Origin of the sequence: Mycolicibacterium aurum, assembly GCF_900637195.1 — a bacterium.
GTDB classification, from domain to species: Bacteria; Actinomycetota; Actinomycetes; order Mycobacteriales; family Mycobacteriaceae; genus Mycobacterium; species Mycobacterium aurum.
Genome location: NZ_LR134356.1, coordinates 2,396,927 through 2,410,794, shown reverse-complemented (window position 1 = coordinate 2,410,794; position 13,868 = coordinate 2,396,927). Strand labels below are relative to the sequence as shown.

Annotated in this window: 14 protein-coding genes; 1 reads left to right on the top strand and 13 read right to left on the bottom strand. The window is 67.9% G+C overall.

What is annotated here, in order from left to right:
• Positions 1 to 2: 2 nt before the first annotated feature.
• From EL337_RS11535 to EL337_RS11485, 10 genes are all read right to left on the bottom strand, one after another.
• Positions 3 to 1,238: an amidohydrolase family protein gene (locus EL337_RS11535; protein WP_048635052.1), complete on the bottom strand. Its 1,236-nt coding sequence runs from the start codon at positions 1,236 to 1,238 to the stop codon at positions 3 to 5.
• Positions 1,235 to 2,344, bottom strand: coding sequence for an FUSC family protein (locus EL337_RS11530; protein ID WP_048635051.1), 1,110 nt, complete (start codon positions 2,342 to 2,344; stop codon positions 1,235 to 1,237). Before EL337_RS11530 ends, EL337_RS11535 begins: the two co-directional genes overlap by 4 nt.
• Complete coding sequence (locus tag EL337_RS11525) at positions 2,331 to 2,855, bottom strand: (2Fe-2S)-binding protein (protein WP_048635050.1); 525 nt, start codon at positions 2,853 to 2,855, stop codon at positions 2,331 to 2,333. The genes EL337_RS11530 and EL337_RS11525 overlap by 14 nt, the downstream gene beginning before the upstream one ends.
• On the bottom strand, positions 2,845 to 3,723 hold the full coding sequence (locus tag EL337_RS11520; protein ID WP_048635107.1) for an FAD binding domain-containing protein: 879 nt from the start codon (positions 3,721 to 3,723) through the stop codon (positions 2,845 to 2,847). Before EL337_RS11520 ends, EL337_RS11525 begins: the two co-directional genes overlap by 11 nt.
• Positions 3,720 to 6,074: a xanthine dehydrogenase family protein molybdopterin-binding subunit gene (locus EL337_RS11515; protein WP_048635049.1), complete on the bottom strand. Its 2,355-nt coding sequence runs from the start codon at positions 6,072 to 6,074 to the stop codon at positions 3,720 to 3,722. Before EL337_RS11515 ends, EL337_RS11520 begins: the two co-directional genes overlap by 4 nt.
• Positions 6,053 to 6,844 (bottom strand): ABC transporter permease, encoded by a 792-nt coding sequence (locus EL337_RS11510; RefSeq protein ID WP_048635048.1) that lies wholly within the window; start codon positions 6,842 to 6,844, stop codon positions 6,053 to 6,055. The genes EL337_RS11515 and EL337_RS11510 overlap by 22 nt, the downstream gene beginning before the upstream one ends.
• Positions 6,841 to 7,695 (bottom strand): ABC transporter permease, encoded by an 855-nt coding sequence (locus EL337_RS11505; protein WP_048635047.1) that lies wholly within the window; start codon positions 7,693 to 7,695, stop codon positions 6,841 to 6,843. Before EL337_RS11505 ends, EL337_RS11510 begins: the two co-directional genes overlap by 4 nt.
• The gene (locus EL337_RS11500; RefSeq protein WP_048635046.1) at positions 7,692 to 8,492 is read right to left on the bottom strand and encodes an ABC transporter ATP-binding protein; all 801 of its coding nucleotides are present in this window, start codon (positions 8,490 to 8,492) and stop codon (positions 7,692 to 7,694) included. The genes EL337_RS11505 and EL337_RS11500 overlap by 4 nt, the downstream gene beginning before the upstream one ends.
• Positions 8,493 to 8,532: 40 nt before the next feature.
• The gene (locus tag EL337_RS11495) at positions 8,533 to 9,537 is read right to left on the bottom strand and encodes an ABC transporter substrate-binding protein (protein WP_048635045.1); all 1,005 of its coding nucleotides are present in this window, start codon (positions 9,535 to 9,537) and stop codon (positions 8,533 to 8,535) included.
• Between the two features lie 343 nt (positions 9,538 to 9,880).
• Positions 9,881 to 10,870, bottom strand: a complete 990-nt coding sequence (locus tag EL337_RS11485; protein ID WP_232786915.1) for an LLM class flavin-dependent oxidoreductase — start codon at positions 10,868 to 10,870, stop codon at positions 9,881 to 9,883.
• A 78-nt stretch (positions 10,871 to 10,948) separates the two neighbouring features.
• Here EL337_RS11485 and EL337_RS11480 point away from each other — a divergent pair, with 78 nt between their 5' ends.
• Entirely contained in the window at positions 10,949 to 11,578 is a 630-nt protein-coding gene (locus tag EL337_RS11480; RefSeq protein ID WP_232786914.1) for an SRPBCC family protein, read from the top strand.
• Here the strand turns inward: EL337_RS11480 and EL337_RS11475 are convergent.
• From EL337_RS11475 to EL337_RS11465, 3 genes are all read right to left on the bottom strand, one after another.
• Positions 11,556 to 12,023 carry a RidA family protein gene (locus EL337_RS11475; protein ID WP_048635043.1) on the bottom strand — a complete coding sequence of 156 codons (468 nt, stop codon included), beginning with the start codon at positions 12,021 to 12,023 and terminating at the stop codon, positions 11,556 to 11,558. The two genes, EL337_RS11480 and EL337_RS11475, sit on opposite strands and share 23 nt — an antisense overlap.
• Positions 12,020 to 12,781: a GntR family transcriptional regulator gene (locus tag EL337_RS11470; protein WP_048635042.1), complete on the bottom strand. Its 762-nt coding sequence runs from the start codon at positions 12,779 to 12,781 to the stop codon at positions 12,020 to 12,022. Before EL337_RS11470 ends, EL337_RS11475 begins: the two co-directional genes overlap by 4 nt.
• A 103-nt stretch (positions 12,782 to 12,884) precedes the next feature.
• Positions 12,885 to 13,841 (bottom strand): alpha/beta fold hydrolase, encoded by a 957-nt coding sequence (locus EL337_RS11465; protein ID WP_048635105.1) that lies wholly within the window; start codon positions 13,839 to 13,841, stop codon positions 12,885 to 12,887.
• Positions 13,842 to 13,868 lie beyond the last annotated feature (27 nt).

Genomic DNA, 13,868 nt, shown 5'->3' with positions numbered 1-13,868 from the left:
GGTCAGCAGCAGCCGGAGGCGTGTGCCCCGACCGGGGTGGGCTGGGTGGATGCGCGGTGGATCTGGGCGCCGCGCCAGGTCACGGCCCGACTCGGTGGCGGTGTCTGCTCGCTGCGGGTGGCGACGAGCCCGACACCGTCGAGGAGGACGGAGGCGATGCCCGGCAGGTCGCCGAGCGCGAAGGACTCCAGGGCATCGGTGGCCATCGAGCCCGTGACCGGGCCCAGCACCAGCAGATCCGCCGGCATGCCCTCCGCGATCACCCCCGTGTCGAGGCCGTGGGCCCGCGCGGTCTGCCCGGTGGCCGCCGCCACCGCGACCACCGGGTCGACGCCGCACACCGATGAGAGGTAGCAGACGTTGCGCAACATGCCGCGCGGTATAACACCGGTACCGCCCGGGGTGTCGGTACCGACCGTCAGGCGATCGAGCCTGCCGCGCCGGGTGAGCTCGTCGACGACGACGGTCGTGGCGCGGTAGTTGTTCGAACTGCACACCTCGACGTTGGTGTCGGGGAGCCCGTCGATGATCGCGATGATGTCGGCGTCCGGAGGCGGAATGGGTCCGCCCGAGATGTGCGCGACGACGTCGGGCCGCACCGCCATCACGATGTCGGCTCCCGCCACCCGGCTCGACCCCGAGCGGGACACCCCGCCGGAGTGCAGCTTGACCGTCATACCGCGCTCGTGGGCCCACGCGACATACTGCTCAGCTTCGCCGTCGCCCAACCGGTTCCAGTCGTAGAAGATGAACTTGAGCTGGTCGATGCCCTCCCGCAGAGCCCGGTCGAAATGCTCTTCGGTCATCCCGGGGACCAGCAGCACGGTGCCGGCATTGACCTTCACCCCGGACGGGCGCATCCGGCCGGTCGTGTGCTTGGACGTGATGGCGATGCTCAGCACCAACTCCGGGGTGAGCGCGTCGAACGCCAAACCGGGAATGTGGAGCTCGCCTGCGGACACCATGGACGTGGTGCCGCCGTGCAGGTAGTTGTGTATCCATCCGATCGAGTTCTGTGCGGGCGTCCACTCTCCGAATGTGGGGTGCACATGACCGTCGACCAGTCCCGGCATCACTGTCAGTCCCCCGGCGGAGAGCACCTGATCCGGAGCCGGAGCGTCGACGCCGATGCCGGTGATGATCCCGTCTTCGATGAGGAGCGTGGTATCGCGGACCGGCGCGATCGCGGAGTCACCATGCACCAGGAGGCCGATGTCCTCCACGAGCAGCGTCGTCACCTATCGCCTCCTTGATTGGATTTTGTATACACTATCCGATCGTCCTTCCTAGGGGAAGCGGTACCCCCGACCCGAGATCCGAAGCGGGTCAGCGCCGGAGCGCCGAAGACCACCACGAGCACGATGACAGCACCCACAAGGTTCATCGCCAGGCGCACACCGCCCTCGTACCAGGGAAACAGATCCGGATACTCGCTGATCACCAGCAGCACCGGAGGACCGGTCACCGCCCACCACGTGTAGTTCACCGGGCGCAGTGCCATCGCGAGCGTAAAGAGCACGACGGCGACCACGGCGACCACCGGCACCGACGGATGCGCTCCGAGCACCAGCGCCGCGATCACCGCACCGACCGTGTTGCCCGAAAGACGTTGCGCCAGCCGTATTCCGGTATCGCTGGCGTCCGGCTGCACCGTGAGGATCACACTCGTGACGAGCCAGTGCCCACCCACCAGGTCGTCGGGAAGCAGACCCGCCAGTCCCACCGCCGCGGCCACCGCGATACCGACGCGCACAGCGTGTGGCCACAGTGCTGTCCACGTCCGACTGTTCGGTCCGGTCTGCGGTTCGGACGCGACGACGTCACCGCGGTGGCGCCGCATCGCCACGGCGCACAGGAACCAGCACGCCCAGGCGAGCGCCACGACGAGCACGCCGACCATATACGGCAGCAGCGCGCCGGCGCTGCCGTCACCGGGGAGGTCGATGGCGATCAAGACCACCGCCAGGCCCGCGGTCGGCCCGACACGGGGCAGCAGCCCGCCGCCCACCGCGGCGACGACGGTCGCCGCCGCGAGTGCCGGCGGGTGCCCGGCTGTCAGCACCGCCAGCGTCGCGCCGGCAAGGACGCTCAACCCGCGAATCACGATGGTCGCCATCGCAGGCCGCCACGCCACAGGCAGCGACGGCACCGCGGTCAGCACGAGGCCCAGCCCCACGGCCGAACCCCACTCGGCGTGCCCGAGGGCCGTGCTCACACCCAGGATCGCGCCGAGGCCGCCGGCAAGCCATACCGCCATCCCCCAGCGGCTCGCACCGACCGGCCGCAGCAACTCGATGGCCCGCCACCGCACCGCCGAGGTGGGCCGGCGGTCAGGGATCGGCACTGTCCGCGAGCTCCGACGGGTCGGGCGGTGCCGCGGCGTCGAGCACCGCCGCCACGATGCCCTGATAGCCGGTACACCGGCAGATGTTGCCCGACAACGTCTCCCGCACCGTATCCGCGGTCAGGGGCTTCTCGGCATCGGGATCGCGCAGCAGTTCGACAGCGGTCACCAGGAAGCCGGGGGTACAGAAGCCGCACTGCAGTCCGCCGCGCTCGGAGAACGCCCGCTTGAGCCGCGCGGCCTCCTCGAACTGGTCGAGGCCTTCGACGGTATCCACCCGCATGCCGTCGGCCTGAGCCGCGAACATCAGGCACGCGCGTCCCGAACGCCCGTCGATGAAGACCGTGCACGCCCCGCAGACACCGTGTTCACAACCCAGATGTGTTCCGGTCAAGCCGAGTTCGTCACGCAGGAAGTCGGCAAGTGTCAGTCGCGGTGATACGGCGCGCATCACCTGTCTGCCGTTCACAATCAGCGAGATGGTCAGCGGCGCAGGGGTGTCAGCGGTCATCGTGCCTGCCTCTCCGGGTGTCGGCTCGGCGCTGCGCATCGCCGAGCGCCTCGGTGAGCGCGGCCGCGCAGAGCCGCCGTACATAGTCGGCGTCGTCGGCGGCCGGCTCGGTGTCACTCGCCCACTGGTGGGCGAGGTCGCGCCACAGCTGCTCCGACGGCAGCCGGCCCACGGCCTCGTCGCCGACGAACAGCAGCGGACGATCGGCCGCGCTGAGAACGCCGGCGCGCAGTGCGGCGATCCGTCCGTCCGGGGTGAGGGTGAGGACGCACCCGGCGCCGGCAAGACCGTAATCGCCGTGTTGTCGGGCATATTCGACGAAGCCCCAGCCTTGTTCGGGCGTGATCGCCGGCACCGAGATCCAGGTGATCATCTCGTCGGGCAGCAACCCGTTCGTGTAGAAGGACACGAACATCTCGTCCGCGCAGACCTGGCGACGGCCCGTCGTCGCCGATTCCACGTGGAAGGTGGCGTCCAGAACCAGTGTTGCCAAGGGCATTTCAGCAGCCGGGTCGGCGTGGGCGATGGAACCGCCGATCGTCCCGCGATTGCGGATGCCGACGTGCCCGATGTAACGGGCCGCGTAGGCCAGCAATGGTGCGCGGGCGATGACAAGAGGGTCCACCTCGACCGTGCGGTGGGTGACGAGCGCGCCCAGCACCAGGTCGTCGGTATCGTCGAAGATCCGGCGCAACTCGGTCAGCCTGCCGATGTCGACGACCGTGGACGGCCGCGCCAGCCGCAGGTTCATCAGCGTCATCAGCGACTGGCCGCCCGCCAGCAGCTTGGCGTCAGGGTCGTGTGCCAGCACCGCGAGGGCTTCGGCCACCGAATCCGGTTGGTGATAAGCGAATTCAGCCGGCTTCATGACGCCACCCGGGCCAGCGACCTGCACAGGTCGCCCGTCTGGATGGGGGTGGTGGTGACCCGATGGCCACCACCCACGGCATCGTCGACGGCACCGGCCACGGCCGCGTACACCGCGATGGTGCCGCTCTCCCCCGCACCGCGCACACCGATCGGGTTGACCGGGGTGTCGACGTGGAGGTGGCGCACAATCACGTCGGGCACGTCGGTGGTCAGCGGCAGGTGGTACGCGGCGAACGTCGTCGACGTCGGCTCCCCGGAGGGTGAGTACCGCCATGCCTCGAACAGTGCGCCGCCGATCCCCTGGGCCACGCCCCCGACGATCTGCCCTTCGACGATGCGGGGGTTGATCTCGCGTCCGCCTTCGTGGGCCACCGCATACCGCAGCACCCTCACGATGCCTGTGCGGCGGTGCACGCCCAGGATCACCGCGTGCACACCCATCGTCCACGTCACCGTCTGCACCCGGTACACCGTGGTCACATCGAGCGCGGCACCGCCCTCGTCGGCGCCGCCGATCCGCATCGCCCCGGCGAGTTCGTCCCACCCGAGCGCCTGTCCCCCGGCAAGGAACCGACCGTCCACGTAGTCGGCGTGCTCAGTGCCCATCAGGCGGGCCGCACGCTGCGCGGCGAGCGCGATCAGCTCGCCGCACGCCTGGTGCACGGCCGAGCCGGCGAGGATGGCCGATCGACTGGCGAAGGTCCCCACCCCCTCGGGCAGTCGGTCGGTGTCGGAGGCGACATAGCGCACCCGCGCGAGCGGCATGCCCAGGGCATCAGCGGCCACCTGGGCGAAAACCGTCTCGTGCCCCTGGCCCGCCGATGCCGCGCCCGCGGTGATCTCGAACTGCCCGTCGGGCAGCAGCCGCGCCCGCGCCGTCTCGTGGGGTCCGCGGCCGGTGGCCTCGAGGTAGGACGCCAGGCCGTACCCGATGAGGTGGTCCGGGTTCTCCCGCGCACAGGCGGCCGCTTCGGATTCCGGCAGCGCGAGCAGCACCGCGTCGAGGCAGGCCACGTAGTCGCCCCCGTCGTAGGCGATGGGCACCCCGTCGCGATACGGGATGGGACGCGGGTAGGGCATGTCCGCGGCACCGAGCAGATTCCGTCGGCGGATCTCGGCGCCCGAGATGCCGAGAGCCGCCGCGGCGGCGTCGAGGCTGCGTTCCAGCGAGAACGTCGCCTCCGGCCGCCCGGCGCCGCGGTACTGGGCGACAATCGTCTTGTTGGTCAGTGCCGCGCGACCACGCACATGCACGGCGGGAATGCGGTACGGCCCCATCAGATGCACCGCCGTGTTGGCGACGATGCCTGCCACCCACAGACTTCCGGCGCCGATGTCGACGACGAAGTCGACGTCCCACGCCAGGATTCGGCCGTCGCCGTCGACGGCAAGACGGGCGCGGTGAGTCTGGTCCCTTCCCTGCGCGCTGGCCATCAGATGCTCCTGGCGATCCTCGATCCAGATCACCCGGCGCCGGATATGCCTGGCGAGCACGGCCATGACGATCTCTTCGGCGTAGACATTGGCCTTGGTACCGAACCCGCCGCCGACGTCGGGCACAGCGACGGCCACCTCCTGCCTGGACCAGCCCGTCACCGCACAGATCGCATCCCGCACCATGTGCGGTACCTGAGTGGAGGTCTGCACCTCGACACGGCCGAGGCCGGCATCGAATTCGGCCAGCACCCCGCGGCATTCGAGCGGTACGGCGCCGTGTCGCTCCATCCGGTAGGTGTCCTGCACGACGTGGGCAGCGACGTCGAATATCGCGGCGGGGTCGCCGAACTCGTACTCCAGCCGGGCCGCCTCGTTGTCCGGCAGATGGTCGAAGAGCACCGGCGCGGTGGACCCGAGTGCCTCTTCGGCGTCGATCACCGGCGGCAGCGGCTCATAGGACACCGCGACGTTCTCGGCGGCGTCCTCGGCCAGGTACCGGTTGTCGGCGACCACCACGGCGATCGGCTGACCCACGTAGTGCGTGCGCTCCGATGCCAGGATCGCCAGCCGCTGCTCGGCGACCGTCAGCGAGGTGGCCGCCGTGAAATCGGGATCCGGAGTCGTCAGCGCCGGGATCGCGGTGTCCGCCAGGCCCAGATCAGCGGCGGTGAAAATGCCGAGCACACCGGGCATCCGGTCGGCGGCCGCGGTGTCGATCCCGGTGATTCTGGCGTGCGCCTGAGTCGACCTGACGAACACCACCTGGTGTGCTCCCGCGGCATGGTCGGCGACGAACTGTCCGTTCCCGCCGAGCATGCGGTCGTCTTCCCGACGCCGCACCGAGGTACCGACCCATGGTCCGGCAGCGCCCGGCTTCGATGCGTCGGAGGTCAATGTATCCGCTTCTCCCACTGCCACAGGGCAATCGAGATGGCGAACGAAATCGTGATGAGAAGCATGATGGTGGCCACCATCGACGGATAGTCGCCGTGGCTGTAGGCCTGCAGCACCACCCGGCCGAGGCCGCGCCGGGTGGCGAAGAACTCGGAGAGCACCACACCGACGACCGCGAGGCTGACCGCAAGCCGGATTCCGGTGAGCAGCGGGCGGCGGATCGCGGGGAAGATGATGTGGGTCAGCATCTGCCAGGCGTTCGCACGCACCGAGCGGGCCAGCTTCCAGTAGACCTTCGGTATCTCCTGCACCCCGGTGGACACGTTGATCAGCACGGGGAACAGTGCGAACAGCACTCCCATCACGACCTTGGAACCCGACAGGCTGAAGATGGGCAGCAGCACCGGGTACAGCACGATCTTGGGGATGCCGTTGAGCATGATGATGAGGGGCTCGAAGATGGTCCGCAGCGCGCTCGACAGGCCCAGCAGCAGACCGATCCCACCGCCCACCACGGTGCCGATCACGAACGCCAGCGCCACCGACTGCGCGGTGACCCGCAGGTCGAACAGGTAGGCCGGGTCAGCGAGATTGTCGAACAGCACGGTGATGGTCTGCGCGGGCGACGGGATCACGAAGGTCAGACCCGACATCACCTGCCATGCGATGACCACCAGCACGGCTACCACGCCGGCACCGAAGGACTGGCTGGCGAGCACGGAACGCGCCGAGAAACGCGGTGGCGCAGCGATTTCGGCCTCTGTCGGGCCGGGCAGCGTGGCGGTCATGCGTTCCTCCCCCGCAGCAGGACACGTTCGACGGCGGCCAGGGCAACGGTCAGCAGGCACGACAGCAGCAGCACGACGACGATGTAGGCGAACATTCCGATGTTGTCGAAGATCTCGTAGAGATAGCGGATCCGGTAGCCCAAACCCGCCTGCGCCGTGGTGAACTCCATGGCGATGGTGCCGATGAGGGCATACACCACAGCCAGCCGCAGACCGGCGACGATGAACGGCCCCGCCGCCGGTATCGCGATGGCGAACAACGTCTGGCGGGGTGACGCCTTCAGTGACCGCGCGAGTTTCAGGTAGACCGGCGGCATCTGGTTCAGTCCGACGGCGGTGTTGAGCGCCATCGGGATGGCGGCCATGATGGTGGCGAGGATGATCACCGACATCGCGTTGATGCCCACGAGCACGATCATCACCGGATAGAACAACACCAGCGGTACCGCGTAGAACGACACCAGGTAGGGCTCGAACACCCGGCCCAGCAGCGGCACCTTCCAGAACAGCAGTCCCGCTCCGAATCCCAGGAGACAGCCGAAGAGGATCGACACAGCCACCTCGACGCCGGTGCGCTGTGCGTCGAGCCAGAACTGCGGCTCGGTGAGCAGTTCCGCCAGCGCCGCCAAGATCACCGACGGCGCAGGCAGCACATGGTCGTTCCACCACCCCGCCCGAGACCCGATCTCGGCGAACGCGGTGAACAGCAGAAGGAGCCCGACGGTCGAGGCGGCGCTGTAGGCGAGGGTGCCGAACCGGGGCCGCCTGCGGCGGGACCGCCGCGGTGGTGCTCCCGCTGCCGGCGTGCCCTCCGTGGACACGTCGTCGGTGGCCGCGAACGAGGTGCTCACGTCGCCGCGGTTTCCTGCTGCTGGAAGCCGCGCATCGACTCGGCCTGCAGAGAGCCCCAGATCCGGTTGTGCAGTTCGTTGAACCGCGGGGTCGACACCACACCGGCGTCGCGCTCGCCGGGCAGGTCGATGTCCACGACGTCGATGATGGTGCCCGGCCGGTAGGACATCACCCAGACCTGCTGGGACAACAGAATCGCCTCGGAGATGTCGTGGGTGACGAACATGATGGTCTGTTTCGTCCGTGCCCAGATCTGGCGCACCTCCGCGCCGAGGAACAACCGGGTCTGCTGGTCCAGTGCGGCGAACGGCTCGTCCATGAGCACCACCTCGGGCTGCACCGCCAGGGTGCGGGCAAGTGCGACCCGCTGCCTCATTCCCCCGGACAGCTGTGAGGGGTAGGACTTCTCGAACCCGGTGAGACCGACGAGATCGATGGCCTCCTTGGCCCGCTTGCGCCGCGAGTCTTTCGCCGTGCCGATCATCTCCATGGCGAAGCTGACATTCTCCTCGACCGTGCGCCACGGCAGCGTCGAGTCCTCCTGGAACACCACACCGATCTTGGGGTCGGGCCCGGTGACCGGCCTGCCGCCGACGCTGACGGTGCCCGTGGTGGCCTTCTGCAGCCCGGCCACCACGGCGAGCAACGTCGACTTGCCACACCCGCTCGGCCCGACGATCGACACGAAGCTCGAATGCGGAACGCTCTGGTCGATATCGGTGACGGCGGTGATGCGACGGGCAGCGGTATCGAAAACCACTGATACGCCGGCCATCTCGATGCCTGATGACTCCAAGACGCTACCTTTCGTTCGGTCGGTCAGGGGTGAGATCGGTTCAGAACGTGGCTCTGTCGTCCTCGGGCAGGTACTGCTGGTCCAGGACGGTAGCCCAGTCCACCGGCGCGTCGATCTGACCGGCGGCCACCATGAGCTCGGACAGGTTCTTCAGCCCCTCGGGATCGACCTTGAGCGTGTAGGCCTTCGCGAGGTCGGGGTTGTTGCGCAACGCGGCCTGCATCACTTCGGGTGACACGCCGACCAACGGACCGATCTCGGCGCCGGCCTCGTCGGGGTTGGACACCACCCACTCGTTGAGCCGGTCCGCGACCTTGAAGAAGGTCTTGATGTTGTCGGGATTGGCCTCGGCGTACTCGGTGTTCACCGCGACCAGATCGGCGGGCAGGTCTCCGAGGACGTCGCGCGAGTTGATCAATACCTCGGCGTTCTCACTGGCCTGCTTCTCGGCGATGAACGGCTGCATCGCCCAGCCGGCGGTGATCTGGTCGGCCTTCGCGGCGGTCCAGTTGTCGCCCATCTGCCCCACCGCCTGCGCCCGGACGCCTTGGCCCAGTTCGCGTTCGAGGCCCTTCACCAGAAGCTCGGTGGACGAGCCGGCCGAGCTGAAGCCCAGCACCGCGCCCTCGATGGTGCGTCCGGGCGGGCTGATCCAGGAGAAGTCGTTCATCTGGAACCACGGCGCGACGACCTTGAGATTCGAATTCGGCTGTTGTGCCGCGAGAAGTACAGACGTGTTGCCCGCGATGGCCATGTCGGCGTCGCCACTGGTCACCACGCGCAACGTGTTGCCGCCGCCGCCGCCGGAGAACAGGTCGACCTTGAGCCCCTCTTCTTCGAACCATTTCTTGTTGATCCCCGCCTGCAGGATCGCCATGAACGGCAGGCTGTCCACGCCTGTCGCGGAGATGCTCAGCGTGTCGGTGGTGGCACCGCCCCCGCCGCCCTCCGACGGACCCGCGGACTCGTCAGCGCACGCGGTGGCGCCGACCAGCAGGGCGGACGTGGCGACGAGCGCGCCGATGACCTTCGGGAACCGTGACATGTGGGGGCCTCCAGGAGATGGTGAATATTGGATCCACTATACGAAGATCCTGTGATCTACGTCAACGTTTTCGTGTTACGACGTCGTGAAAAGATGCCGGCCAACTCCAGGCCGACGGCCACCCCGAGCACCGTGACCGCGCCACGCAGCCCCACGGCGCCCGGCACCTCTCGCGACCTCGAATTCCACTGCGGAATAGCGTCTTTCGTACGGTTCGCATCCCCGGCGGATGCCATCAGGACTCCATCGGCGGGCGTCAACGCCCGCTTCAACGGCGGAGGTGATCCCGGAGCGGCACTGCCCGGCGCGGGGTACCCACGCGGATCGGGAGCGCCGGGCGCTGTCATGCGAGTCGGCCGTTGACGATGTCGGCGAACGTACGGATGGTGCCTTCGCGGCTCTGGCCGGGCCGGACGAACGGGACGATCGAGACCTGGTCCACCCCGAGCGACTCGATCTCCTTGAGTCGCTGTGCGCACTCGGCCTTGGTACCGGCGAGCGCGAACAGATCGACGAGCTCGTCCGGCACCAGGTCGGCGTGCGCGGCCTCGGGATTCATGTGCTCGTAGTAGTTGTACTGGTCCCGGATCCGGTCGATGGCCTTTTCCAGCGAGGGGTCGACCCTGGCCGGGAGGGGGCGGATCGCGACACGCGAGACATGCGCGCGGACCAGGTCGCGGGCCTCCGTGCTGTCCTCACCGATCGCGGTCGGCGTCCACAGCACGATGTGCAGATCATCGAGCGAGCGACCACTCTGGGCAGCACCGCGCTCGATGGTGTCCAGCGCACCCTTGATGAACTCCGGTGCCGTACCGACCAATACGATGACGCCGTCGGCGATGCGACCGGACATCTCCAGGATCTTGGGGGCGGAAGCCGCGATGTAGACCGGGACGTCGACCCGACCGCTCAGATAGTTGAGGTGGTACTCCGCACCGCTGGTGGGCTCGGCGACCTTCTCGCCGCGGAACAGCGCCCGGAGGTCACCGATCGACTTCTCCAGTTCGGCGAGCTTGAGCGGCTTGAGGCCCATCGTGCGCAGCGAGGAGTCGCCGGTTCCGATTCCGAGGGCGACACGGCCGCCGGTGAATTCGGCCAGCGTGGCCCACGTGGACGCCAGCAGGGACGGGTGCCTGGTCACCGCGTTGGTCACCCCGGTGCCGAACACGATCCGGGAGGTTCCGACCGCGGCCGCACCCATCACGGTCGACGACTCGCGCCAGATGTTCTGCGAGTCGCCGAACCACACGTGGTCGTAGCCGAGGTCTTCGCAGAGCCGTACGTACGCGCACATCGCCGCCGTCGGTTCGGTGGGGAACAGTCCTGCACCCATGCTCAGCATCCGGGAAGCCTCCTTGGACCACAGTGGGGATTGTGTATATCGTATCCAATCGTAAGGTCGTTGAGACCGATGCACAACACCGGAGGCAAGCGAATGCAGCTCGTCAACGCGTTCACGGTAGACGCGCCACTGGACACCACGTGGGCGGTCCTGACCGACATTCCTACCGTCGTCGACTGCATTCCCGGCGCCGAACTGGACCGGAATGACGGCCGCGACTACCACGCCCGCGTCACCGTCAAGGTCGGTCCAATCGGTATGACGTTGGCGGGCAAGGCAACTCTGGTCTCTCAAGACAACACCGCACGCGAGATGGTGGTCCGCGGAACTGCCAGTGACCGCAAGGGCAACGGGTCCGCCGAAGCCACGGTGCGCCTTGTCGCCCACGGCGACGAGGACCGGTCCGCAGTCACCGTCACCACCGACCTCCAGCTCGGCGGCCGCGTCGCTCAGTTCGGCGAGGGCGTGATCACCCAGGTCGGCAACCGCATCGTCCGTCAGTTCACCGTCCGTCTCAACAGCGTCATCGCCGGCGGCGACGCAGCGCCGCAGCCACTACCGGCACCCCGCGTGGCCGTTCCGGCGATCGCGCTACGCGAAGAATGGATCACCTTGGCGCTCAACGGATGTGCCGGAGTCGCACTGGGCCTGGCGATCGGTCGCTGGCTGGACCGGCTCAGGCCCGTGCCGCGACGCTGACGACGACGTCGAGTTCGACGCAGGCCCCACCCGGTAGCGACGCGACGCCGATCGCCGTCCGCGCGTGGGCACCGACATCCTCGCCGAACGCCGCGATCAGAACCCGTGACGCACCGTCGATGACCGAGGGATGGGAGTCGAATTCGGCGACCGCGCGGACGTAACCTCGCAGGTGCACCGCGGCGGACACCGCGTCGAGCCCCACGGCGCCGTCGATCGCCGCGAGCAGGTTCATCGCGGCCAGCCCCGCCTGCTCGGCGGCGGCGTCGATGCTGACGTCGTGGCCGACGACGCCCCGTAGCGCGGGCGAATCCGGCCGCCGGGCCGTCGCCCCCGAAACCCACAGCTGGTCACCACAGCGGCGGCTCGGGTAGTACGCCCCTTTGGGCGGTGGCGCCACGGGAAGAACCAGTCCCGATTGCCGGAGCCGATCGGCCACGGTCACGCCGACGCGCCGGATTCCGTCTCGAAGATCCGATGGATCGGTTCGATGGCGTGCGAACGGTGTTCGTGGTTGAGCGCCACCATCCGCTCGACGTCGCGCGCGGCCATCGCGTCGATCATCGCGATGTGCTCGTGACAGACCTTCGGCATGTCGAGCAGCGCCGAGTACATCGGCCGGTAGGCATCGGCGGTGTTCCACAGCTGGGCGACGATGCGCTTGGTACGAGCCATGCCGCTGGCGTGAAACGTCAGGAAATGGAACTGCCGGTTGAACACACCGACCGCGATCAGGTCACCCTCGGCGAGCGCGGCGTCCATTTGGGCGTTGCAGGTGCGCATGTCGTCGACGATCTCGTCGGAGACGCTCGGCATCGCGTCCCGGATCAGCGCCTCTTCCAGGATCGCCCGCAGCGTGAACACCTCGAGGAGATCGTCCAGGCTGAGCTTCGTGACGCGATAACCGCTGTGCGGCACGTAGGTGATGTATTCCTCGGCCTCCAGGGTCTTCAGCGCTTCCCGGATGGGAATGCGCGACACCCCGAACTGCTCGGCGACCGTCTCCTGGACGATCCAGCTTCCCGGCGCCAGTTTGCCCGTGGTGATGTCCTGCCGCAGCGCCTCCGCGACGGCCTGCTGCGCGGTCTTGGGGCGCACGAAGTCCGGCCGGCGCCCCCGCACGACGCCCTTGGCCAGGTCGCTCGCGGCGGAACGCTCGGGGTCCGCGGGAACCGAACCCTTGATTGCGGTGCGCGGTGGCATCGACTCTCGCTTTCAGCTGATTGGATACACTATGCGATCTTCACCGGCCAGTAGTCAACTGCGTCGCGAGTGTCGCGACTCTCCCGTTTCCCCGTGTCCATGGTCACCGATCGGGCGCCGAATCGCCCGGCAACGCGCCATGTTCGGCCGACGGGAACGCCGCCCGCCCAGTGACCCTGTCGACATGGTCGATGAAATGGCGCCACACCGCATCCGGTGCTTCGAGTTGAGGCCAGTGCCCGATCTCGTCGAGCAACACGACATCGGCGTCCGGAATGACTTCGGCGTAGCGGCGAGCCATGTGCGCTCCAGAGTTCGGATCGAGCGCGCCGTCGATGAGCCGCATCGGCACGTCCGTCTCTCTCATCGCGCGCACCCACCGGTTGCGGTGCTCATAGCGGTCGCCGATGAACCGGCCGACCTTGTGCAGCACCCGCTTTCCGTCGTTGTACTCCAGGATCTGGTGGAACAGGTCGAGCATCCGCCGGTCCGGCTTCGTGTGTGGACCGAACATCTCGTTGATGGTCGGTTCGAGGACGCGTCTCGACAGAGCGCTGCCCTGGAGCGGGCTCACGAGGTCGCCCAACGGCGTCTGCGACATCGCCTTCTGCATGAGCCGGGGGTGGTAGGACTCGTTGAACATGCCCCCGTTGAGCCAGGTGATCGACTCGATGCCCACCGCGCCGTAGGCCTGCTCGCCGCGGACATGGCGGGCGAGCATCTCCTGGGCCACCGAGTCGCCGAGGTCGTGGGCCAGGATGTGGGCCGCCCCGACGCCGAGATGCGCCAGCAGGGCTTCGTGCATGTCCGCGTGGTCGTGCACGCTGTAGCCGTACGCCACGGGCTTGGCCGAGAAACCCATCCCCATCATGTCCGGCGCGATGACCGTGAAGCGTTCGGTGAGCCGGCTCCACAGCGGATGCCAGTCCCAGGTGTTGAACGGATAGCCGTGGACGAGAAGAAGATTCGGCCCGTGCCCCTCATGGCGAAAGAAGATGTCGAAGCCCAGGTAGTCGAAACAGCTCCCCGCACTCCGCCAGCGTTCGAGTTCAGCGTCCACATCCACGACCATATCTGAGTTCATTTT